The sequence below is a fragment of the Synechococcus sp. FACHB-909 genome, from assembly GCF_014698945.1.
GTDB lineage: Bacteria > Cyanobacteriota > Cyanobacteriia > PCC-6307 > Cyanobiaceae > Cyanobium.
Genome location: NZ_JACJTY010000001.1, coordinates 343,481 through 364,423 on the forward strand (window position 1 = coordinate 343,481; position 20,943 = coordinate 364,423).

Annotated in this window: 22 protein-coding genes and 1 other RNA gene; 11 read left to right on the forward strand and 12 right to left on the reverse strand. The window is 70.0% G+C overall.

The features are described from left to right. Position 1: 1 nt before the first annotated feature. Complete coding sequence (locus H6G99_RS01670) at positions 2-1,249, reverse strand: NAD(P)/FAD-dependent oxidoreductase (RefSeq protein WP_190609494.1); 1,248 nt, start codon at positions 1,247-1,249, stop codon at positions 2-4. Beyond that, on the reverse strand, positions 1,239-3,158 hold the full coding sequence (dxs, locus tag H6G99_RS01675; protein ID WP_190609496.1) for a 1-deoxy-D-xylulose-5-phosphate synthase: 1,920 nt from the start codon (positions 3,156-3,158) through the stop codon (positions 1,239-1,241). The genes H6G99_RS01670 and dxs overlap by 11 nt, the downstream gene beginning before the upstream one ends. 96 nt (positions 3,159-3,254) lie before the next feature. Here dxs and ilvA point away from each other — a divergent pair, with 96 nt between their 5' ends. Genes ilvA through H6G99_RS01690 form a run of 3 tightly spaced genes read left to right on the forward strand, consistent with a single transcriptional unit; the run spans position 3,255 to position 5,873 of the window. After that, the gene (ilvA, locus tag H6G99_RS01680; protein WP_190609498.1) at positions 3,255-4,862 is read left to right on the forward strand and encodes a threonine ammonia-lyase, biosynthetic; all 1,608 of its coding nucleotides are present in this window, start codon (positions 3,255-3,257) and stop codon (positions 4,860-4,862) included. Between the two features lie 41 nt (positions 4,863-4,903). After that, positions 4,904-5,533, forward strand: coding sequence for an SMC-Scp complex subunit ScpB (gene scpB / locus H6G99_RS01685; protein WP_199296897.1), 630 nt, complete (start codon positions 4,904-4,906; stop codon positions 5,531-5,533). A 52-nt stretch (positions 5,534-5,585) separates the two neighbouring features. Further along, positions 5,586-5,873 (forward strand): YggT family protein, encoded by a 288-nt coding sequence (locus H6G99_RS01690; RefSeq protein WP_190609500.1) that lies wholly within the window; start codon positions 5,586-5,588, stop codon positions 5,871-5,873. Here the strand turns inward: H6G99_RS01690 and H6G99_RS01695 are convergent. Together H6G99_RS01695 and H6G99_RS01700 are read right to left on the reverse strand one after the other, a co-directional pair. Continuing rightward, a complete protein-coding gene (locus tag H6G99_RS01695) occupies positions 5,867-6,367 on the reverse strand; it encodes a hypothetical protein (RefSeq protein WP_286190957.1) in 501 nt (166 codons plus the stop codon). The genes H6G99_RS01690 and H6G99_RS01695 overlap by 7 nt on opposite strands. 71 nt (positions 6,368-6,438) lie before the next feature. Beyond that, complete coding sequence (locus H6G99_RS01700; RefSeq protein ID WP_094584632.1) at positions 6,439-6,768, reverse strand: nucleoside triphosphate pyrophosphohydrolase family protein; 330 nt, start codon at positions 6,766-6,768, stop codon at positions 6,439-6,441. A gap of 59 nt (positions 6,769-6,827) precedes the next feature. Between H6G99_RS01700 and pyk the strand changes: the two genes are divergently transcribed. From pyk to ftsH, 4 genes are all read left to right on the forward strand, one after another. Then, positions 6,828-8,612: a pyruvate kinase gene (gene pyk, locus H6G99_RS01705; protein WP_190609502.1), complete on the forward strand. Its 1,785-nt coding sequence runs from the start codon at positions 6,828-6,830 to the stop codon at positions 8,610-8,612. A gap of 27 nt (positions 8,613-8,639) precedes the next feature. Further along, on the forward strand, positions 8,640-9,869 hold the full coding sequence (locus H6G99_RS01710) for an ABC transporter permease (RefSeq protein WP_094584634.1): 1,230 nt from the start codon (positions 8,640-8,642) through the stop codon (positions 9,867-9,869). A gap of 190 nt (positions 9,870-10,059) precedes the next feature. After that, on the forward strand, positions 10,060-10,368 hold the full coding sequence (locus tag H6G99_RS01715; RefSeq protein ID WP_190609504.1) for a DUF1830 domain-containing protein: 309 nt from the start codon (positions 10,060-10,062) through the stop codon (positions 10,366-10,368). Positions 10,369-10,443: 75 nt separating this feature from the next. Continuing rightward, entirely contained in the window at positions 10,444-12,423 is a 1,980-nt protein-coding gene (ftsH, locus tag H6G99_RS01720) for an ATP-dependent zinc metalloprotease FtsH (RefSeq protein WP_190609506.1), read from the forward strand. 67 nt (positions 12,424-12,490) lie between these two features. On the opposite strand, the gene clpP is transcribed toward ftsH, so the two are convergent. After that, on the reverse strand, positions 12,491-13,081 hold the full coding sequence (gene clpP, locus H6G99_RS01725) for an ATP-dependent Clp endopeptidase proteolytic subunit ClpP (protein ID WP_094584637.1): 591 nt from the start codon (positions 13,079-13,081) through the stop codon (positions 12,491-12,493). A 95-nt stretch (positions 13,082-13,176) separates the two neighbouring features. Here clpP and psb29 point away from each other — a divergent pair, with 95 nt between their 5' ends. Continuing rightward, complete coding sequence (gene psb29, locus H6G99_RS01730; protein WP_190609508.1) at positions 13,177-13,872, forward strand: photosystem II biogenesis protein Psp29; 696 nt, start codon at positions 13,177-13,179, stop codon at positions 13,870-13,872. Here psb29 and H6G99_RS01735 read toward each other — a convergent pair. The 3 genes from H6G99_RS01735 to petN are packed head-to-tail and all read right to left on the reverse strand — an operon-like array spanning position 13,835 to position 15,457. Beyond that, positions 13,835-15,187, reverse strand: coding sequence for a hypothetical protein (locus H6G99_RS01735; protein ID WP_190609510.1), 1,353 nt, complete (start codon positions 15,185-15,187; stop codon positions 13,835-13,837). The genes psb29 and H6G99_RS01735 overlap by 38 nt on opposite strands. 26 nt (positions 15,188-15,213) lie before the next feature. After that, on the reverse strand, positions 15,214-15,378 hold the full coding sequence (locus H6G99_RS01740) for a hypothetical protein (RefSeq protein ID WP_015108282.1): 165 nt from the start codon (positions 15,376-15,378) through the stop codon (positions 15,214-15,216). Next, a complete protein-coding gene (gene petN, locus H6G99_RS01745; RefSeq protein WP_094584640.1) occupies positions 15,356-15,457 on the reverse strand; it encodes a cytochrome b6-f complex subunit PetN in 102 nt (33 codons plus the stop codon). The genes H6G99_RS01740 and petN overlap by 23 nt, the downstream gene beginning before the upstream one ends. Positions 15,458-15,520: 63 nt before the next feature. On the opposite strand from petN, the gene clpS reads away from it, so the two are divergent. Together clpS and H6G99_RS01755 are read left to right on the forward strand one after the other, a co-directional pair. Then, positions 15,521-15,814 carry an ATP-dependent Clp protease adapter ClpS gene (clpS, locus tag H6G99_RS01750; protein ID WP_094584641.1) on the forward strand — a complete coding sequence of 98 codons (294 nt, stop codon included), beginning with the start codon at positions 15,521-15,523 and terminating at the stop codon, positions 15,812-15,814. A 9-nt stretch (positions 15,815-15,823) separates the two neighbouring features. Further along, positions 15,824-16,099 carry a DUF2103 domain-containing protein gene (locus H6G99_RS01755; RefSeq protein ID WP_094584642.1) on the forward strand — a complete coding sequence of 92 codons (276 nt, stop codon included), beginning with the start codon at positions 15,824-15,826 and terminating at the stop codon, positions 16,097-16,099. Here H6G99_RS01755 and H6G99_RS01760 read toward each other — a convergent pair. The 4 genes from H6G99_RS01760 to H6G99_RS01775 all read right to left on the reverse strand — a co-directional run bounded on the left by H6G99_RS01760 (position 16,044) and on the right by H6G99_RS01775 (position 19,016). Then, the gene (locus H6G99_RS01760; protein ID WP_190609511.1) at positions 16,044-16,493 is read right to left on the reverse strand and encodes a hypothetical protein; all 450 of its coding nucleotides are present in this window, start codon (positions 16,491-16,493) and stop codon (positions 16,044-16,046) included. The genes H6G99_RS01755 and H6G99_RS01760 overlap by 56 nt on opposite strands. A 61-nt stretch (positions 16,494-16,554) precedes the next feature. After that, positions 16,555-16,737: non-coding RNA, 6S RNA (ssrS, locus tag H6G99_RS01765), on the reverse strand. Positions 16,738-16,743: 6 nt separating this feature from the next. Beyond that, the gene (locus H6G99_RS01770; protein ID WP_353617144.1) at positions 16,744-18,027 is read right to left on the reverse strand and encodes an ATP-grasp domain-containing protein; all 1,284 of its coding nucleotides are present in this window, start codon (positions 18,025-18,027) and stop codon (positions 16,744-16,746) included. Positions 18,028-18,119: 92 nt separating this feature from the next. Then, on the reverse strand, positions 18,120-19,016 hold the full coding sequence (locus H6G99_RS01775) for a carbohydrate ABC transporter permease (protein WP_094584644.1): 897 nt from the start codon (positions 19,014-19,016) through the stop codon (positions 18,120-18,122). An 82-nt stretch (positions 19,017-19,098) separates the two neighbouring features. Between H6G99_RS01775 and recQ the strand changes: the two genes are divergently transcribed. After that, positions 19,099-20,928: a DNA helicase RecQ gene (gene recQ / locus H6G99_RS01780; protein ID WP_190609515.1), complete on the forward strand. Its 1,830-nt coding sequence runs from the start codon at positions 19,099-19,101 to the stop codon at positions 20,926-20,928. Positions 20,929-20,943 lie beyond the last annotated feature (15 nt).

The following is a 20,943-nucleotide window of genomic DNA, read 5'->3' on the forward strand; positions in this document are numbered from 1 at the left end:
CTCAGCGCCAGCCGAGCAGGTACGGCATCGCCCTGAGGCCGTACCGCTCGAACCGATAGCCGAACAGCAGGGCTGAGAGATCCTCCGCCCTGCGGCTCTCCAGCCCCCGCAACACCCGGTCCAGACGGCCATCGGCCCCGGGCCCGTGCAGGCCCAGCCAGGTGCGCCGTGCCAGCCGGCCGCTGAGCGACCAGCGCCAGCCCAGGGCACGTCGCAGCTGTGGCGCGTAGTCCCGCAGGGCTCGCTCCGCCTGCATCGAAGAACACCCCGGGCCCATAAGGGCCCGCTGCAGCAGCGGCGCCAGTACGGCGCTGCTGGTGAGGGCGTGGCGAATCCCTTCGCCGCCGAGCAGGTTGGCGGTGCTGACCGCATCCCCCAGCCCCACCAGGCGGCCCCGCTGGTGAGGCTCCCGGCGCCGGATCGTGCTGCGCACCAGGCCGCCGTGGCGGTCGAGCACCTCGAAGGGCTCGCCGCCCGCCCCTTCGTCCGCCAGCAGCCGGCGGCCCAGGTCAGCGATCAGCCCGCCCAGGGGCGGCTGGCGGCGCTGACCATCCACCAGCCGGCAGACACCGAGCTTCAGCACCCCGGGCTGCATCGGGAAGATCCAGCCGTAGCCCTGGGGCACCCAGTCGCTGCCCAGGCAGAAGCTGAGCCGGTCGGCCCAGCGCTCCCAGCAGGAAGGGGACACTCGCAGCAGCCACTCAAGGCCGGCGGCCCGCACCAGAGCATCGCGGCGGCGGTCGCTCACCGGCGGATCCCCCAGCAGGGCCCGCTCGTGGCCGCTGGCATCCACGGTCCAGTCGCTGCGGACCTCAAGGGTGCTGCCGTCGGAACGGCGCAGCATGGTCACCACCTGCTCGCCCTCCTGGCGGCTGGAGCAGGCGTGGACGCCCAGGTGCAACCGGGCGCCCCAGCGGCGGCACTGGTCGGCCTGCCAGCGGCGCAGGGCGCCGAAATCCAGCACCACCCCGAGGGGCTGCGGGGCGGCCCAGCGCCGGGTGGCGGCCCCGGGCCCGATCAGCTGCCATTCCCGCCAGCGGCTGCCCACCACCTCCGCCGGCAGGCCCAGGCTGGTCATGGTCTCGATCGGCAGGGCGGCGCTGCTGAAGGCGGAGCGGCTCAAGTCGTCGAGCCGGTCGACCAGCACCACATCCACCCCCTGGAGGGCCAGACGCCGGGCCAGGTCACCGCCGGACGGTCCGGCCCCCACCACCAGCACCTGGCAGCGGAGGGACGACTCAGACGGCAAGGGCGGTGGGAACGGTGGCGCGGAAGACGGGCCCGAAGCGCTCGAGGATGCGGTCGGCCATCTGGGAGGGGGTCAGCCCCAGCTTCTCCTTGCTCTGGTCGGGGCTGGCGTGGTCCACCAGGACATCGGGGATGCCGATACGCAGCACCGGCACGGGAAGATCGTGGTCGTTGAGGGATTCCACCACGGCGGCACCGAAACCACCGGGCAGGGCCCCCTCCTCCATCGTCACGACCCGGCCGATGCGGCGGGCCAGGGGCAGGATCAGCGCCTCGTCGAGGGGCCGCAGGAAGCGGGCATTGACCACCGCCGCCCGCAGACCCTTCTCCTGCAGCAGACCGGCGGTGGCCATCGCCGGAGCCACCATGGCGCCGTAGGCCACGATCAGCACGTCATCGCCGTCGGTGAGCAGCTCACCGCGGCCGATCTCCAGGGGCTGCCAGCCCTCGTCCATCAGCGGCACGCCCTCCCCTTCGCCGCGGGGGATGCGGATGGCACAGGGGCCGTCGTGGGCGATCGAGGTGACGAGCATGCGCTGCAGTTCGGCCTCGTCCTTCGGGGCCATGACCGTGAAATTGGGCACGGCCCGCAGGTAGCTGATGTCGTACTGGCCCTGGTGGGTGGGGCCGTCGGCGCCGACGATGCCGGCCCGGTCGAGCACGAAGGTGACCGGCAGCTTCTGGATGCCCACGTCGTGGATGAGCTGGTCGTAGGCCCGCTGCAGGAAGGTGCTGTAGATCGCCACCACCGGCCGCAGGCCCTCACAGGCCATGCCGGCCGCCATGGTGACGGCGTGCTGCTCGGCGATGCCGACGTCGAAGTACTGCTGGGGCAGGGCCTTCTCCAGCAGGTCCAGACCCGTGCCGGTGGCCATGGCGGCGGTGATGCCCACCACCCGGGAATCCTGCTCGCAGATCTTGACCAGCGTCTGGCCGAACACCTTGCTCCAGCTGGGGGGCTTGGGCTTGCTGGAGGGGTAGGCCTTGCCGGTGGCCAGGTCGAAGGCCGACTGGGCGTGGTAGCCGACCTGGTCGGCCTCGGCGTAGGGGTAGCCCTTGCCCTTGGTGGTGGCCACGTGCACCAGCACCGGGCCCTCGCAGCGGTGGGCCGCCTGGAAGGTGCGGACCATCTCGGGGATGTCGTGGCCGTCGATCGGGCCCACGTAGGTGAAGCCCAGCTCCTCGAACACGGCCCCCACCTTGGGCACCGCCAGCCGCTTCATGCTCTCTTTGAGGGTCTTGAGCTCGGTGGGCAGCTCCCCGTGCAGGAAGGGCAGGTGCTTCACCGCCTCCTCGGCGCTGCCGGAGAGGAACTGCACCGGCTTGCTGAGCCGCATGCGGTTGAGGTGGGTGGACAGGGCCCCCACCGGCGGTGAGATCGACATGTCGTTGTCGTTCAGCACCACCAGCAGCTTGGTGCGCGGCAGGTGGCCGGCATGGTTGATCGCCTCCAGGGCCATGCCGCCGGTGAGGGCGCCGTCACCGATCACGGCGACGCATTTGAAATCTTCACCGCGACGGTCGCGGGCCAGGGCCATGCCCAGGGCGGCCGAGATGCTGGTGGAGGCGTGGCCGGCGCCGAAGTGGTCGAAGCGGCTCTCACTGCGCTTGAGGTAACCCGCCACGCCGCCCTGCTGGCGCAGGGTGTGGAAATCCTTGTAACGGCCCGTCACCAGCTTGTGGGGATAGGCCTGGTGGCCCACATCCCACACCACCCGGTCGTGCTCCAGGTCGAGGGTCTGATAGAGGGCGAGGGTGAGTTCCACGACCCCCAGGCCCGGACCCAGGTGCCCGCCGCTGGTGGCCACCACCTCCAGGTGCTTCTCGCGGATCTGGCGAGCCATGGCCTCGAGTTCTGCGGTGCTCAGGCCGTGCAGCTGATTCGGATGGCTCAGCTCGCTCAGATGCATGCCCTTCCTTGCTTCCAGGTGGCCAATCTACGGGGTTCGCCCCGACCCACGGCGACGGACGCCACCGTTCCGGGGTCGGGTTGCGACACTGGAGCGATGACCATGGCTGACGACGACGCGTTCCCCGGGGCAACCGCCTACCTGCAGCGGATCCTGCGGGCCCGGGTGTACGACGTGGCGATCGAGTCCCCCCTCGATCCCGCCCCCAACCTCTCCCGCCGGCTGCACAACCAGGTGCTGCTCAAACGGGAGGATCTCCAGCCCGTGTTCAGCTTCAAGCTGCGCGGCGCCTACAACAAGATGGTCGGCCTGGAGCGCGCCGAGCTCGACCGGGGGGTGATCGCCGCCAGCGCCGGCAACCACGCCCAGGGGGTCGCCCTGGCGGCCCAGCGGCTGGGCTGCACCGCCGTGATCGTCATGCCGGTCACGACGCCGGAGATGAAGGTGCGGTCGGTGGCGGCCCGCGGGGCCGAGGTGGTGCTCCACGGCGACACCTACGACGAGGCCTGTGAGGAAGCCCACCGCCTGCAGCGCCAGCGCGGACTCACCTTCATCCATCCCTTCGACGACCCGGATGTGATCGCCGGCCAGGGCACGGTCGCCCTGGAGATCCTGCGCCAGTGCTCCGATCCCCCCGATGCCATCTACGTGGCGGTGGGCGGCGGCGGTCTGATCGCCGGGATCGGCGCCTACGTCAAGAGCCTCTGGCCCCGGGTGGAGGTGATCGGGGTCGAGCCGAGCGATGCCGACGCCATGACCCGCTCACTGGCGGCGGGGAAGCGGGTGCGGCTGGAGCAGGTGGGCCTGTTCGCCGACGGGGTGGCCGTGCGGCAGGTGGGCGAGCACACCTTCGCCCTGGCCCAGCGCTGCGTCGACCGGATGGTCACGGTGGACACCGACGAGATCTGCGCCGCCATCAAGGACGTCTTCGAGGACACCCGCTCGATCCTGGAACCGGCCGGCGCCCTCTCGGTGGCGGGGATGAAGAAGGACGTGGCCCAGAGGCAGCTGCGGGACCGCACCCTGGTGGCGGTGGCCTGCGGCGCGAACATGAACTTCGACCGGCTGGCCTTCGTAGCCGAGCGGGCCGAGCTGGGGGAGGAGCGCGAAGCCCTGCTGGCGGTCGAGATCCCGGAGAAGCCCGGCAGCCTGGCGCGCTTCTGCGCCGTCCTCGGCCAGCGCAGCCTCACCGAGTTCAGCTACCGCCTCGCCGATCCCCAGCTGGCCCACATCTTCGTGGGGGTGCAGATCAGCGGCCACCAGGACACCCGCCAGCTGATGGAAGCGCTTGAGGCCCAGGGGTTTCCCTGTCTCGACCTGAGCGGCGACGAGCTGGCCAAGCTCCACCTCTGTCACATGGTGGGCGGACGGCTGCCGGCCAGTGCGGGGGCGGCCCTGAACCAGGGGGAAGAGCGGCTGTATCGCTTCGTGTTCCCGGAGCGGCCCGGTGCCCTGATGGCCTTCGTGAACGCCCTGCACCCCAACTGGAACATCAGCATTTTTCATTACCGCAACCACGGCGCCGACGTGGGCCGCATCGTGGTCGGGGTGCAGGTGCCGCCAGCGGAGCTGGAGGCCTGGCAGGCCTTCCTCGCTGATCTCCCTTACCAGCATTGGGAGGAAACGTCCAATCCGGCCTACCGGCTGTTCCTGGGTGAGGTGGGACGGTCCCTGGCCAGTCCGGGCGGGCTGGTAGGGGTCTGAGGCCTGCGATACGTTGCCGCCACGCCGTGCCGGACGTCCCCATGGCTGAACCCGACCGCCTGCCTTCTGAAGGCAAGCCTCCTGAAGGCAAGCCCTCCGTAGGCGATCGCTCGGTGGCGGCCACCCCGGGCCTGTCCCTGCCGGCCCGGCTCGAGGCGATTCTCTACCTGAAGGGTCGGCCCCTGGAGCTGGCTGAGCTGGCCGCCATCGCCGGCATCGACCGGGACGAGACCGAGCTGGCCCTGATCACCCTGATGGCCGACTACGCGCACCGGGACACCGCCCTGGAGATCCACCAGGAGGGCCAGCACTACGCCCTGCAGCTGCGCGCCGGCCTGGGGGACCTGGTCCAGAACCTGCTGCCGGTGGACCTCTCTGTCGCCGCCCTGCGGACCCTGGCCACCATCGCCCTCAAGAAGCGCCTGCTGCAGTCGGAGCTGGTGGAGCTGCGCGGCTCAGGGGCCTACGACCACATCAGGGAGCTGCTGGCCCAGGACTTCATCGAACGCCGCCGCCAGAGCGACGGCCGCTCCTACTGGCTGAGCCTGAGCGAGAAGTTCCACCGCACCTTCTCCCTGAAGGCCGATGATCTGGCCGCCCTGGGCTCACGCCTGGCGGCCGCCGAGACGGCCGGAACCCCGCCACCACCCGACGAAGAGGCGGATCCATAGAGTTGTCCCAAGCGTCGGCGCAAGCCTGCAGCCCCATCCCCCGACCCCTTCCATGAGCATCCTCGTCTTCCTGCTCCAGGTGCTGGCCCAGACCCTGAGCATTTACCTGCTGGTGCTGCTGGTCCGGGTGCTGCTCAGCTGGTTCCCCAACTTGGACTGGAGCAACCCGGTGCTCTCCAGCGTCAGCGCCATCACCGACCCCTACCTCAACGCCTTCCGCGGCCTGATTCCGCCCCTCGGCGGCATCGACCTCTCGGCCCTGGTGGCCTTCATCGCCCTGCAGCTGGCCCAGAGCCTTCTGGGGGCCTCCATCGCCACCCTCTCCGGCGGCCTCTACTGAGGGTCGGCGGCCGGGGACGCCGCCAGGGCCTCCTCCAGGGGCAGCAGCTCGTCGTCGACGCCGGCACGGGTACGCACCGGGGCACTGAAGCCCCGGGCCTTGACGCTGCGGGTGCCCAGGGGGCCGGGGGTGCCGGCGGGCACCGCCAGCCGCAGGGCGAAGCTGGAGCGGCCGGGGGGCACGTCGCCGATGGATCCCACCCTGGTGCGGTTGGGCAGCACCGGCTCGCCGCTGGCATCGAGGATCAGGCCGAACACATCGGTGTCCACCACGGGCTTCGATCCCGGGTTGACCACCACGCCGCGCAGGGCCCAGCAGGTGGCGCCGCTGGGCCGGGCCAGGGTCGGCTGGGTGCCCAGGTCATCGGCGGGGCAGGGCTCCAGCACCACCTCCGACACCTTCAGGTCGGTGGCGCCCGCCAGGGCGGGGGCGCCGACCAGCACCAGCAGCACCAGGGACAGCCCCAGCAGCAGCCGGGCTCCCGCCACCACCAGGCTGGCGGGCCCGATCCTGCCCCAGGTCCTGGACGAGATTCCTGGCCCTGGAACGACGGTCCTTTGCTGAGTCACCGCCGGTCGCCGCTGCCTGCGATCACGTTACGGTTCGCGCGGTCGGCCAGCTTGGCCAGGTTGGCGCCGGCCACATCGTCGAGGTCGAGCCCCAGCTCCGTGGCCAGCTGGGCCACGTACCAGAGCACATCGCCCAGTTCCAGCCGCAGGTCGTCGCGGACCTCGGGGCCGAACACGCCGCCCCGGTCCCGCAGCACCTTCTTCACCTTGTCGGCCACCTCGCCGGCCTCGCCGCAGAGCCCCAGGGTCGGGTAGAGGATGTTGGCACCCGCCTCCGGGTAGCGCGCCGTCTCACGGGAGCGTTGCTGGTAGTCCTGAAAGTCCATTTCAAGCGCGCTCCTGGCAAGCCCGGATGGTAGTTTCCGCCCTTGTACAAGGTCGTCCAATGGCCCCTCACGATCTCATGCGTCGCACAAAGATCGTGGCCACGATCGGGCCCGCCACCGAGTCACCCGAGGTGCTGCGGCAGCTGATCACCGCCGGCGCCACCACCTTCCGTCTCAACTTTTCCCACGGCGATCACAGCGATCACGCCGATCGGATCGCCACCATCCGCCAGGTGGCCCACGAAATGGGCGTCCACATCGGCATCCTCCAGGATCTGCAGGGTCCCAAGATCCGCCTAGGCCGCTTCCAGGCCGGTCCCATCACCCTGGCTAAGGGGGATCCCTTCTCGCTGACCTCCCGGGCCGTCAACTGCGACAACACCATCGCCACGGTCACCTACGACCGGCTGGCGGACGAGGTGAGCAGCGGCAGCCGCATCCTGCTGGACGACGGCCGCGTCGAGATGGTGGTGGTGGAGGTGGACGGCCCCGAACAGACCCTCAAGTGCAAGGTCACCGTCGGCGGGGTGCTCTCCAACAACAAGGGGGTGAACTTCCCCGATGTTCAGCTGTCGATCCGGGCCCTGACCCCCAAGGACCGCCGCGACCTGACCTTCGGCCTGCAGCAGGGGGTCGACTGGGTCGCCCTCAGCTTCGTGCGCAACCCCTCCGACATGCTGGAGATCCGGGAGCTGATCCGCAGCCACGGTCACGACACGCCCGTGGTGGCCAAGATCGAGAAGTTCGAGGCCATCGACGCCATCGACGCGATCCTGCCCCTCTGCGACGGGGTGATGGTGGCCCGTGGCGACCTCGGGGTGGAAATGCCCGCCGAGGAGGTGCCGCTGCTGCAGAAGGAGCTGATCCGCAAGGCCAACAGCCTCGGCATCCCGATCATCACGGCCACCCAGATGCTGGATTCGATGGCCTCCTGCCCCCGGCCCACCCGCGCCGAGGTGAGCGATGTGGCCAACGCCATCCTGGACGGCACCGACGCGGTGATGCTCTCCAACGAGACGGCCGTCGGCGACTACCCCGTGGAGGCGGTGGCCACCATGGACCAGATCGCCCGCCGCATCGAGCGCGACTACCCCCAGCGGGTGCTGGACAGCCACATGGCCACCACCATCCCCAACGCCATCTGCCAGGCGGTCAGCAGCATCGCCCGCCAGCTCAACGCCGCCGCGATCCTGCCCCTGACCAAGACCGGCTCCACGGCCCGCAACGTCAGCAAGTTCCGCCCCAGCACCCCGATCCTGGCCATCACCTCCGACGTCACGGTGGCCCGCCAGCTGCAACTGGTGTGGGGGGTCAATCCGCTGCTGATCCAGGACCAGTCCAGCAGCAGCCGCACCTTCAGCGTCGCCATGGCCACGGCCCAGCAGCTGGGCCTGCTGGGAGCCGGTGATCTGGTGGTCCAGACCGCCGGCACCCTGGAGGGGGTGAGCGGCTCCACCGACCTGGTCAAGGTGGGCATCGTCTCGGCCGTCATGGGTCGCGGTGTCGGCATCGGCAGCGGCACCGTGAGCGGCAAGGTGCGGCTGGCCAGCTCGCCCGAGGATGCGGCCCGCCTGGAGGCCGGCGAGATCCTGGTGGTCCGCGAGACCAGCGCCGCCTACCTGGAGGCGATCCGCAAGGCCCGCGGGGTGATCGCCGAGGAGGAGGGCCGCCAGAGCCACGCCGCCGTGATCGCCGAGCGTCTGGGCGTGCCCGTGATCGTCGGTGTGGCCAACGCCACCCTCGAACTGCGCATGGGTGAGGTGGTCACCCTCGAGATTCAGGAGGGTGTGGTCCACCGGGGCCCCCGCAGTGCCCACGCTTCGTCGGTGCCCTCGTTCCTCTAGAACCGAAGCCACTCCGGTTGCGCCGCCATGGCCTCCAAGCTGCCCCTGAGCGAAACGGTGTCCATGGCGCTGCTGACGCTGCGCTCCAACCGTCTGCGCAGCCTGCTCACCATGCTCGGCATCGTGATCGGCAACGCCTCCGTCATCACCCTTGTGGGGGTCGGGCGCGGGGCCCAGAACCTGGCCGAGAGTCAGCTCAGCACCCTGGGCGCCAACGTGCTGTTCGTGGTGCCGGGCAACAACGACACCCGGCGCCAGGGGATCGAGATGCCGCGGACCCTGGTGCTGGAGGACGCCAAGGCGATCGCCGAGCAGGTGCCGAGCGTCCGTCGTGTCGCCCCCCAGATCACCCTCAACGAAGTCGCCCAGGCCGGTGGCTTCAGCTCATCGGTCTCGGTCTCGGGGGTGACGCCGGAATTCCTGCCGGTGCGCAGCTTCGAAGTGACCCGGGGCCGCTTCATCGACGAGCGCGATCTCAAGGGGGCCCGCAACGTGGTGGTGATCGGGCCCGATCTGCAGAAGAAGCTGATGCCCACCGGCGAGGCCCTGGGCCGCCAGCTGCGCATCCGGGACAAGTCCTTTGAGGTGATCGGCGTTCTGGCCTCGAAAGGGGCGGTGTTTGGCTCCAACCAGGACGAGAACGCCTACATCCCCCTCACCACCATGGTGAGCCAGCTGAGCGGGCGGGATCCCACCTTCGGCATCAGCCTCACCTTCATCAGCGTGGAGGCGAAGGATGAGGCCAGCACCGGCGCCGCCGCCTTCCAGATCACCAACCTGCTGCGCCAGCGCCACCGCATCCTGCGGGAGGACGACTTCGCCGTGCGCTCCCAGAAGGATGCCCTCACGATCGTGGGAACGATCACGGGCGGTCTCACCCTGATGCTCGGCGCCATCGGTGCCGTGTCCCTGCTGGTGGGCGGGATCGGCATCATGAACATCATGCTGGTGTCGGTGAGTGAACGCACCGAGGAGATCGGCCTGCGCAAGGCCCTCGGCGCCCGCAGCAGCGACGTCCTGCTCCAGTTCCTGGTGGAATCCCTGGTGCTGGCCAGCCTCGGCGGGGTGATCGGCAGTGCCCTGGGCCTGGGCACCGTCGGCCTGGTGGCGGCGTTCACCCCCCTGCCGGCCACCATCGAGGCCGGCACGGTGCTGCTGACGGTGGGGCTGTCCGGCTCGATCGGCCTGTTCTTCGGGGTGGTGCCGGCGCGCCGGGCCGCCCGGCTGGATCCGATCGCCGCCCTCAGGAGTCTCTGAAGGCGTTCCGGCTCGGGGAGCCGCCGGACCCCGGTGACGACCCTGCGGGGCCAGGGCGGCCTGGCCGGTTTCGGGCCTTAGCCTTGCCTTGGCCCGGGAAGAACAGAAGAAAAGATTAAGACTGGCAATCCGTCGCCTTCGTCACCGAATCCCCACAGCCGCAATGGCTTGATGGTATGGACGTCGCCGCATGAAGGTGTTGGATCAACTGGCCAGGACGGAACAGGTGGATTGCGGTTACCGGAACGGCTCCGACCGCATGGTCATCCTGCGCTGCATCGGGCCGGAGCATTTCTTCCTCGAACGGGTCGTCTTTCCTTTCGAACTCCTGACCTTTCAGTGTCCGGATCGCAGCGAGGTGGAGATCTGGACACACGGCCTGGGCGGTCCGGAGCTGCTCGAATCGATCGAGGCCCGCGAACTGATCATGGAATCGGCGCCGGTGCCGGAGGCCGCCGCCGGCGGCATTGAGCTCAATCCCTGGCTCCAGGCCGGCTGAGCCCTCCTCGCCGGGGGTCGCGTGCTCCCGGTTCCGGGCCCTGCGCTCTTAAGGTTGTCCGAAAGCTTCACAACCATGAATCAGCGCTGGCGTGTCCTTGCCCTGTGGCTGTTGCCGGTCGCCGTGGCCCTGTTCCTGGGCTGGCAGCTGCTGAGTTCCGGGGGGCGTCTGGCCCCCGCCGACAGCGGCGGCGACACCACGGCGCCCCGCAATGCCGCGGTGGCCCGCATGAGCTACGGCCGCTTCCTTGATTACGTGGAAGCCGGACGCGTCACCGCCGTCGACATCTTTGACGGAGGCCGTACCGCCGTGATCGAGGCGGTGGATCCCGATCTCGACAACCGCGTCCAGCGCCTGCGGGTCGATCTTCCCGGCGTGGCGCCGGAGCTGATCAACAAACTCAAGGACCAGGGCATCAGCTTCGATGTCCATCCGCCCAAGTCCACCCCTCCGGCCCTCGGCCTGCTGGGCAACCTGCTGTTCCCGCTGCTGCTGATCGGCTCGCTGATCTTCCTGGCCCGGCGCTCCTCCGGCATGCCGGGCGGGCCGGGCCAAGCGATGCAGTTCGGCAAGTCCAAGGCACGGTTCGCCATGGAGGCTGAAACCGGCGTCAAGTTCGACGACGTGGCTGGGGTGGAGGAGGCCAAGCAGGATCTCCAGGAGGTGGTCACCTTCCTCAAGACCCCCGAGCGCTTCACCTCCGTGGGGGCCAAAATTCCCCGCGGCGTGCTGCTGGTGGGCCCCCCCGGCACCGGCAAGACCCTGCTGGCCAAGGCGATCGCCGGCGAAGCCGGTGTGCCCTTCTTCTCCCTCTCCGGTTCGGAGTTCGTGGAGATGTTCGTCGGTGTCGGCGCCAGCCGGGTCCGCGACCTGTTCAAGCGGGCCAAGGAGAACAGCCCCTGCCTGATCTTCATCGATGAAATCGACGCCGTCGGCCGTCAGCGCGGCGCCGGCATCGGCGGCGGCAACGACGAACGGGAGCAGACCCTCAACCAGCTGCTCACCGAGATGGACGGCTTCGAGGGCAACAGCGGCATCATCATCATCGCCGCCACCAACCGCCCCGACGTCCTGGACTCGGCCCTGATGCGCCCCGGCCGCTTCGACCGCCAGGTGCAGGTCGACGCCCCCGACATCAAGGGACGCCTCTCGATCCTCAAGGTCCACAGCCGCAACAAGAAGCTGGCCGACGACGTCTCCCTGGAGATGATCGCCCGCCGCACCCCCGGCTTCACCGGTGCCGACCTGGCCAACCTGCTTAATGAGGCGGCGATTCTCACCGCCCGCCGGCGCAAGGAGGCCACCGGCCTGGCCGAGATCGACGACGCCGTCGACCGGATCATCGCCGGCATGGAGGGCAAACCCCTCACCGATGGCCGCAGCAAGCGCCTGATCGCTTACCACGAAGTGGGCCATGCCCTGGTTGGCACCCTGGTGAAGCAGCACGACCCGGTGCAGAAGGTCACCCTGATCCCCCGGGGTCAGGCCCAGGGCCTCACCTGGTTCGCCCCCGACGAGGAGCAGATGCTCGTCAGCCGCGCCCAGCTGCGGGCCCGGATCATGGGCGCCCTGGGGGGCCGTGCCGCCGAGGACGTGGTGTTCGGCCACGCCGAGGTGACCACCGGTGCCGGCGGCGACATTCAGCAGGTGGCCTCCATGGCCCGCCAGATGGTGACCCGCTTCGGCATGAGCGACCTGGGACCGATGTCCCTGGAGGCCGGCAACCAGGAGGTGTTCCTGGGCCGTGATCTGATGACCCGCAGCGATGTTTCCGATGCCATCGCCCACAAGATCGACGAGGCCGTCCGGCAGATCGTCCAGAGCTGCTACACCGACACCGTCAAGCTGGTGGCCGAGCACCGTGCCTGCATGGACCGGCTGGTGGAACTGCTGATCGAGAAGGAAAGCCTCGATGGCGATGAGTTCCGGCTGATCGTCTCCGAGTTCGCCTCGATTCCTGACAAGGATCGTTTCTCCCCCCTGCTCACGGCCGCCGACCTGGCTGCTGCCTCCCATGAGGGAGCCGCCGTCGCCGAGACCAGCGAGGCCCCCTGAGGCCCTGAGTCTCGGCCATGAAAAAAGGCCTGCTCCGGCAGGCCCTTTTTTTGTCTCTGCTTTCGGCTCAGACGGGGCGAACGGGCCGCTTCTCGATCACTTTGTCGATCAGGCCGTAGGCCATCGCTTCGGCCGGGGACATGAAGAAGTCCCGGTCGGTGTCGATCTGGATCCGCTCGAGATCCTGACCGGTGCGGCCGGCCAGTTCCCGGTTCAGCTTGTCCTTGAGATAGAGGATCTCATCGGCCTGGATGCGGATGTCGCTGGCCTGGCCCCGGGCGCCGCCGAGGGGCTGGTGAATCATGATCCGGGAGTGACTCAGACTGCTGCGTTTGCCCTTGGCGCCGGCGCAGAGCAGGAAGGCACCCATGCTGGCCGCCAGCCCGACGCAGACGGTCTGGACGTCAGGTTTGATGTGCTGCATCGTGTCAAAGATGCCGAGGCCGTCGTAAACCGAACCGCCCGGGGAATTGACATAGAGGAAGATATCCTTCTCAGGATCTTCGGCCTCCAGAAACAGCAGCTGGGCCACCACGCGGTTGGCGGATTCCGCCGTCACCGGTTCGCCGAGGAAGATGATCCTCTCGCGCAGCAGGCGCGAATAGATGTCGAAGGCTCTTTCACCGCGACCCGACTCCTCGATGACGATCGGGATCATGGGCTCCAGACAGGCGATTGAAACGATCCTACCCAGCCGCCGATCGGGTCGAGTGCCTGCAGCGCTAAGGTCGCTGCAACGAAGAATCCAACCGCGTGAGCGCTGCTCTCACCGTCGCCGACAGCAAACGCGCCTTCCATGGCGCCTTCCCCCATGTCATCGGTCCCCTCTACCGGCGCATGGTCGACGAATTGCTGGTGGAGCTCCACCTGCTGAGCCGTCAGAAGGGTTTCCAGAGTGATCCCCTGTTCGCCGTCGGGGTCGTGCAGGTCTTCGATGGCTTTGCCCGGGGTTACCGCCCCGAGGCCCAGAAGGGCCCGCTCTTTGACGCCCTGTGCGCCTCCTCCGGCTTCGACGGGCCCGACCTGCGTCGCCAGTGCAACGACGCCCTGGCCGCCATGGGGCGCCACAGCCAGGCCGAGGTGCGCCAGTGGATCGAGAGCCAGGGGGAGGGGGCGCCGCCGCCGGTGGCCACCGCCCTGGCCGGCATCCGCCGGCCCGACTTCCACTATTCCCGCCTGATGGCCGTCGGCCTGCTGGCCCTGCTGGAGCAGGCCCTGGCCGACGACGCCATGGAGCCCCAGGCCCTGCGCCAGCTGGCCCACGAGATCGGCGCGTCGATGGGCCTGCTGCGCGACCGGCTTGACAAGGACCTGGCCCTTTACGCCAGCAACCTGGAGAAGATGTCCATGGCCGTTGAGCTCATGGAGGAGACCGTGGCCGCCGAGCGGCGGCGGCGAGAGCGTCAGGCCGTCAGCGGCTCACCTGAAGGCGTCCCTTCAGCCAGCTGAGCCCAGCGCCGCCGCTGGCGGATTCACCGGGAACGGCCTCCATCCATAGCTGGTCGGCACGACGGACCAGCTCCGGCAGGGGCTCGGGCAGCAGGCCCAGCTGGTCGAGGCCCCGGGGCCGGACCCGCAACCAGAGCTCGCCGCTGGCGGGGGCACTCGTCCCCGCGATCGCCATGGGCTGCCAGCGGCCTGGCACCGGACCGAGGAACAGGAGCAGCTGGGGCGAAGGCCCGCTCTCCCCGATCCAGCGCCATCCCCCCAGCACCACGCCGTCCTGCCGGCTCCAGGTGGCGGCCAGGGCCTGGGAGGTCGTGGTGCTGCCGGGGCCATCCTCCAGCCCCTGGGCCTGCAGGGCCTTGGCCAGGCCCAGCAGCAGCTGACGCCAGCCCTGGCGATCGGGCCCCACCGCCACCTGGAGCTCGAGTGAGGCCTGGAAGGGACCGGTGGCCTGGGGCTGGAGCCGCAGGCGGAACGGGGAACGCCGCAGCAGGGCCAGACCCTTGGTGTCGATGCCGTAGCGGGCCGCCAGGGGATCGCGGATCAGCTGGCGGGCCAGCAGCCCGCGGAACAGCTGCTCAAGGGAGGAGCCCTGGAGTTCCAGAAGCTGATCCGCCGGCAGGGGCGGCCTGGATGGGGCCGCCAGATCCGGGGATCTCAGGCTGCCGGCCGGGCCGACGGCGGCGGGCCTGTCGGAGGCTTCGCCGCGCCAGCGCACCTCGGAGGACTGCAGCGACAGGGACAGACAGCCCTCCTGGTAGGCCTCCAGCAGGGGGGCGAGGGGACCCACCAGCGCCCCGAGGCCGGACGCGTTCCAGAACACCCCCTGGCCGGTCTCCAGCCGGGAGAGGCAGGCGCTGAACAACCCGCGGCCGGCTCGCTGGTCCGGTCGCAGCTGGTCCTGCAGGAGGCGCCGGGAGAGGGGATCGGGTGCCACCACCAGCAGGTTGCCCACCCGCAGGGCATCGGCAGGCAGGGGCCGACCGGCTCCGGCGCCGGCGTTTTCCTGCACCACCAGGTACGCACCGCCATCGGTGTGGGGTCCCCAGAACTGCCACCAGGTGCGGCGCTGCTCGCGCCACAGGCGGGTGGCCGGGGCCTCGCCGAGGCGTTCGCTCCACAGGGCCGGGACCGGCCGCTCGGGACTGGCGGGGAAGCTCTGCAGCAGGCTGCTCACCGCCATCAGCTGCTCGAGGCCCTGGGCCCGGGGCCGGGGCCAGCGCCACAGGGCCAGGCCCGGCAGCAGCAGCAGGAGCAGCAGCGTGACCGTGGTGAGCGGCAGGGGCGGCAGCGGCAGCCTGCGGGGCAGACGCGGCAAGGCCAGAGCCGCCGTGGGCGATCCCATCAGCGGTTGCGGCCCTCACTGGAGCGGCGCCGACGCTTGTCCCGCCATTCGACGGTGGAGAGATAGATCACGCCCACGCTCACGAAGAGCAGTAGGGCGGAGGCGAGGCCCGCCAGCAGGGTGGTGGTGGGGAAAGCCAGATCAGAAACCGATGCTGTTGTCACCGTTGCGGCCCCACACGACCATGGCGATCGAGAAGCTGAAGATGGCCGCCAGGGCGGACCAACCAAGGGTGATCAACATCGGGACCGGTTCAAGACTGCGCGCATGTTACCTACGCTGGTGACCGGCAGCCGCTGCGGGCCCATGGTCGTCGCTCCCTCGAGAAGTACCGCCCCGATCGCCCAGCGCCGGTCGGAGGGCTACCCCAGCGTCAACGTGATCGTGCTCGACGACGACGTCAACACCTTCCAGCACGTGGTCGCGGTGCTCGTGCGCCACCTGCCCGGCATGCAGCCCGACCGTGCCTGGGAGCTGGCCCACCGGATCGATGGCGAGGGTTCGGCGGTGGTCTGGAGCGGACCGCTCGAGCAGGGGGAGCTCTACCACCAGCTGCTCTCCGCCGAAGGGCTGACGATGGCGCCCCTGGGCCACGGCTGAGCGGCACCCATGGCCCGGCTGGTGATCACCCACAGCACCTACGTGGAGGGCCTGATCCCGCTGCTGCGAAGGCTGGCGACCCTGAAGGAGATCGACACGATCACCCCGGCGGTGATCACCCGGGTCAGGGGCCGCAGCGTCGGCCTGCGGCTGCGGGTGTCGACCCCGATCACCGGAGGCCACAAGCTGCTGGCCCGCCGGGGCAGCACGGCCCAAGAGGTGTTCGTGGTCACCCGGCTGAGCCGGGATCAGCTGCAGGAGGAGCTGGATCGGTTGACGAACTGAGCAGGCTGGTGGGGGCCACCCGTTCGTAGACGGCCGGGGTGCCGAAGCGGCCGTAGGCGCCGCTGTCGCGGAACCAGTTCGCCCCTTCCACCACCTGGAGATCGCTGGGGTGCAATCCCCAGCGCTGCTCCAGGTAGGCCGATGCGGCGGCCACATCGAAGCGGGGCTGGCCCCAGGCCACGATCGCCAGGGCCAGGGCCCGGATCCGCAGGGCGCCGGCGGGACTTTCCTGGATCTCCTCCTCCAGCAGGAAGGTGCGGAAATCGCCCCCGGGCTCCCCTTCCAGGGGGTATTTCTGCAGGTACAGCGCCCGGGCCCTGGGAAACACCGGACCCGGGGCACGGGCGAGCAGGCGCTCGAAGGCCTGCAGGAAGCTCGAGGGCTCGCTGTTCACGGCGGCAGGGGGGACGTCTCCCCAGCATGCCGGGCCGGGTGTGATCGGGATGGGCTGAAAAGGGTGGACCGCCGTGCCGTCTTGCCCCAGTGTTCGACCTGGATGAACCAGAAGGGGAGTCAGGGGCGGGGCTTCGTTTCCGGCAATGAAGCCGGTCTACGTTGCCGTCGCTGAAGACTCCCCATGTCGAAAGGGAGTCAGATCAGAAAACTGTGAAAGGCAGTCACCAACACAGCAGTCCGAACCCATCCTAGGCGGGTTGGGGGGGGAGCGGCCAGATGGCCCGTACCTCGGCCAGCAGGCGCTGCCGCTGCAGCTCCCGCTCCTCCGCGGTGCTGCCATCCAGGAGCAGGGTCAGATGGCCCAGCTTGCGGCCCACCCCACCGCCCCGCTTGCCGTACCAGTGCAGATGGGCGCCCGGAAGCGCCTCCAGCGCCCGCCGGCGCACGAGCTGCTCGTCATCGCCCGTCTCCGGCGCCAAGAGGTTGACCATCAGCGCCCCGGGCACGACGGCATCGGTGGAACCCATCGGCAGGCCGGCGACGATCCGCACCTGCTGGGCGAACTGGCTGGTGCGGCAGGCCTCGATCGTCAGATGGCCGGAGTTGTGGGTGCGGGGGGCCAGCTCGTTGACCTGAAGCCCCGAGCGCCCATAGAAGAACTCGATCGACAGCACCCCCACGTAGTCGAGGGCGGTGAGCAGGGAAGCGGCCACGTTGCGGGCGAACACCTCGACCCGGTGGTCCACCGGTGCCGGGAACAGCACCCAGTCGCAAACACGGCTGTGCTGGTGGGTCTGCACCAGGGGATAGCAGGCCACCTGCCCCTGCCGGTCACGGCAGGCCACGAGGGCCAGTTCCTGCTCGAAGCCCACCAGTTCCTCGAGGATCCAGTCGTCCGGCTCGACGCGCTCGAGCAGCTCCTCGAGGGCCCCCAGGTCGGCCACCGGAACCGTGCCCCGGCCGTCGTAGCCCCCCCGGCTGGCCTTGGCCATCAGGGGAAAGGCGAAGCCCTCGGGGAGGCGCGGCAGCGCCGGCGCCTGCAGGGGACGCGGGGGAGCCACCAGCGGCAGGCCATCCGCGTCGCGAGCCTGGGGGAGGGGAGGCTCCGGCTGGAGCACATCGGCCAGGGGGCACCAGCGGGGGGCGGGCAGATGCAGGTCGCCGAGGAGCCGCCGCTGGCCCGCCTTGCTGACCAGGGGCTGGAGGGCGTCGAGACCCGGCAGGAACTGCAGGGCGGGCCCCTCCAGGGCCCGCAGATCCTCGAGCGGGATCCACTCGTTCTCGAAACTGATGGCGCCGCATCGGCCGGCCAGCTCCCGGGTGGCGTTCACGTCTTCGACCGGCGCCAGCACCACGCTGGCGGCGGCGCGGGTGGCCGGATCCTCGGCGCCGGGCGTCTGCACGTGAAGGGCGACACCGAGATCCCGGGCGGCCTCGGCCAGCATCCAGGCCAGCTGGCCGCCGCCGACGATGCCGATGGCCTCGAGCGGTGCCGGCGTGGTCTGGGAAAGGGGGTCCGCGATGATCTGCACCCTGGGGTTGGTGGCTCGAAGCGGAAACCAGCCTGCCACTACAGCGTCGATGCCTTCTCGCCTGGGGTCCCAGGCGGGAGCTCAGCGGGGGATCACTGGAGCGGGTTCTCGGCGGCGAAGGCGTAACGGAGCAGGCTGAGCAGGAGCACGATCAGGAAAAGGGCCAGCCCGACGGTGCAGGCGTAGCTGATCTCCAGCTCGGAAAAGGCCTGGTCGTACACGTAATAGACGATCGTGCGGGTGCTGTCGGCCGGCCCCCCCTGGGTCATCAGGTAGACCTCCTCGAACACCTTGGTGGCCCCGATGGCTGAAATCACCGCCACCAGCGTGATGTAGGGCCTCAGCAGGGGCAGGGTGATGTCCAGATGGCGGCGCCAGCCCTCGCTGCCATCCAATGCCGCCGCCTCGTAGAGATCGGCGGAGATCCCCTGCAGGCCGGCCACGAAGATGACCATGTAGTAGCCGAGGCCCTTCCAGAGGGTCACGAGCATCACCGAGGGCAGGGCCAGGCCGGTGGAGGTGAGGAAGCCGATCGGTGAGAAGCGATCCCCCAGCAGGGCACCGAGCCAGCCGTTGACCAGGCCGTTCTCGGCGTAGAGCCAGCGGAAGGCGATCGCCGCCACCACCAGCGACACCAGCACCGGGGTATAGAAGGCGCCACGGAACCAGTGGATGCCCGGCAGCTGGCGGTTGACCAGCACCGCCAGGGCCAGGGATCCGAGCACGATCGGCGGCACCACCCCCACCAGATAGAGAAAGGTGGTGCCCGTGACCCGCAGCAGCATCGGGTCGGCCAGCAGGCGGCGGAAGTTGGCCAGGCCCACGAAGGTGAGCGGCTCGCCCACATCCAGCCCGGTCCGGGTGAAGCTGATCACCAGGGCCATGGCCGCCGGGATCAGCACCGACACGGCGAGCAGCACCAGGGCGGGGGTCAGGAACGCCCAGGCGGAGCGGGTGGCAGCCGGTGCGGCGGGGGTGGGTGGGGCCATGGGTGCATCCTGCCGGAGCCGGGGCGATGCACAATCGGAACCGAGGCAGGAGCCCCCTTGGTGCCGCCCCACCCCTTTCCCCATGACCCCAACGCCGACGCCGAAGCAGGTGCTGCGGGAGGTCTTCGGCTACGACGCCTTCCGCGGCCCCCAGGCCGCCATCGTCGAGCACGTCTGCGCGGGGGGATCGGCCCTGGTGCTGATGCCCACCGGTGGCGGCAAGTCGCTCTGCTATCAGATCCCGGCCCTCTGCCGGCCGGGCACGGCCGTGGTGGTGTCGCCCCTGATCGCCCTGATGCAGGACCAGGTGGGGGCCCTGCGGCAGGCGGGCGTGCGGGCGGCCGCCCTGCACTCGGCCGAGAGCGGCGAGGCGGCGGCGGCCACCTGGCGGGAGCTGCAGGCCGGGAGGCTGGATCTGCTCTACGTGTCGCCGGAGCGGCTGCTGAACGGTGATCTGATCGAGCGGCTCGCCGATCTGCCCCTGGCCCTGTTCGCCATCGACGAAGCCCACTGCGTCTCCCAGTGGGGCCACGATTTCCGGCCCGAGTACCTGCAGCTGGCGGTACTCGCCGAGCGCTTCGGGACCGTGCCCCGCATCGCCCTCACGGCCACCGCCGATCCCCGCACCCGGACCGAGATCGTGGCGCGCCTGGGCCTGGAGCAGGCGGCGGTGTTTATGGCCAGCTTCGATCGGCCCAACATCCGCTACCTGTTGCGGGACAAGAGCGAGCCGAAACGCCAGCTGCTGGAGTTTCTCGCCAGCCAGCGGGGCCACGCCGGCATCGTCTACGCCCGCTCCCGCAAGCGGGTGGAGGAGTTCGCCACCCTGCTGGCGGCCGAGGGGCATGACGCCCTGCCGTACCACGCCGGCCTGGCGGCGGACACACGCAGCGCCGCCCTGGAGCGGTTCCGCCATGGCAGCGGCGTGATCGTGGTGGCGACCATCGCCTTCGGCATGGGCATCGACAAGCCGGACGTGCGCTTCGTCGCCCATGTGGACCTGCCCAAGAGCCTGGAGGCCTACTACCAGGAGACGGGCCGGGCGGGCCGCGATGGGCTGCCCGCCATCGCCTGGATGGTGCACGGCGCCGCCGACGTGCCGCCGCTGCGCCGCTTCATCGAGGAGTCCGACGCCGAACCGGCCCAGAAGCGGATCGAGCATGGCCGGCTCGACTCCCTGATCGGCTTCGCCGAGACCTCCGGCTGCCGCCGCCGGATCCTGCTCGACTATCTGGGCGAAACGGGCAGCGCCGACTGCGGCAACTGCGACGTCTGCCTGGAGCCGAACCAGGGCGTGGACGTGACCGAGCCGGCCCGCAAGGCCCTCTCGACCGTGTACCGGACCGGCGGCCGCTTCGGGGCCGCCCATCTGGTGGACGTGCTGCTGGGGGGCGACACCGCCCGGGTCCGCAGCCTCGGCCATGACCAGCTGGGGGTGTACGGAATCGGCAAGGAACTGGACCGGCTGCAGTGGCGCAGCCTGTTCCGTCAGCTCACCGCCAGGGGCTACCTGGTGGCGGCCGCCGATGGCCACGGCGGCCTGCAGTTCGGCCCCGATGAACTGGTGCGGCCGCTGCTGCGGGGGGAGTCGCGGCTTGAGGTCCGGCTGCCGCCTCCGGCCCGGGAGCGGCGTGGGGTGCGCCCCTCCGGGAACGCCACACCAGGGGCCAGCGCGGAGTCCGCCGATCCGGAACTCCTGTCGGCCCTGAAGGCCTGGCGGCTGGAGCAGGCCCGGCAGCAGCGCCTGCCTCCCTATGTGGTCTTTCACGACCGCACCCTGGTGGCCATCGCCGAACGCCGCCCCGCCTGCCTTGAGGAACTCGCCGGTCTCACCGGCATCGGCAACGCCAAGCTGGCCAGCTACGGGGAGGCGGTGCTGGAGGTGGTCCGGCGCCAGTCGCCCCAGGCCTAGCCTCGGGCCACCCTC

Excerpts from the sequence above, each read along its gene's own strand:
- dxs (WP_190609496.1), bottom strand. The coding sequence starts at position 3,158 with ATGCATCTGAGCGAGCTGAGCCATCCGAATCAGCTGCACGGCCTGAGC.
- ilvA (WP_190609498.1), top strand. The coding sequence starts at position 3,255 with ATGACCATGGCTGACGACGACGCGTTCCCCGGGGCAACCGCCTACCTG.
- scpB (WP_199296897.1), top strand. The coding sequence starts at position 4,904 with ATGGCTGAACCCGACCGCCTGCCTTCTGAAGGCAAGCCTCCTGAAGGC.
- H6G99_RS01690 (WP_190609500.1), top strand. The coding sequence starts at position 5,586 with ATGAGCATCCTCGTCTTCCTGCTCCAGGTGCTGGCCCAGACCCTGAGC.
- H6G99_RS01700 (WP_094584632.1), bottom strand. The coding sequence starts at position 6,768 with ATGGACTTTCAGGACTACCAGCAACGCTCCCGTGAGACGGCGCGCTAC.
- pyk (WP_190609502.1), top strand. The coding sequence starts at position 6,828 with ATGGCCCCTCACGATCTCATGCGTCGCACAAAGATCGTGGCCACGATC.
- H6G99_RS01710 (WP_094584634.1), top strand. The coding sequence starts at position 8,640 with ATGGCCTCCAAGCTGCCCCTGAGCGAAACGGTGTCCATGGCGCTGCTG.
- H6G99_RS01715 (WP_190609504.1), top strand. The coding sequence starts at position 10,060 with ATGAAGGTGTTGGATCAACTGGCCAGGACGGAACAGGTGGATTGCGGT.
- ftsH (WP_190609506.1), top strand. The coding sequence starts at position 10,444 with ATGAATCAGCGCTGGCGTGTCCTTGCCCTGTGGCTGTTGCCGGTCGCC.
- clpP (WP_094584637.1), bottom strand. The coding sequence starts at position 13,081 with ATGATCCCGATCGTCATCGAGGAGTCGGGTCGCGGTGAAAGAGCCTTC.
- petN (WP_094584640.1), bottom strand. The coding sequence starts at position 15,457 with ATGTTGATCACCCTTGGTTGGTCCGCCCTGGCGGCCATCTTCAGCTTC.
- clpS (WP_094584641.1), top strand. The coding sequence starts at position 15,521 with ATGGTCGTCGCTCCCTCGAGAAGTACCGCCCCGATCGCCCAGCGCCGG.
- H6G99_RS01755 (WP_094584642.1), top strand. The coding sequence starts at position 15,824 with ATGGCCCGGCTGGTGATCACCCACAGCACCTACGTGGAGGGCCTGATC.
- H6G99_RS01775 (WP_094584644.1), bottom strand. The coding sequence starts at position 19,016 with ATGGCCCCACCCACCCCCGCCGCACCGGCTGCCACCCGCTCCGCCTGG.
- recQ (WP_190609515.1), top strand. The coding sequence starts at position 19,099 with ATGACCCCAACGCCGACGCCGAAGCAGGTGCTGCGGGAGGTCTTCGGC.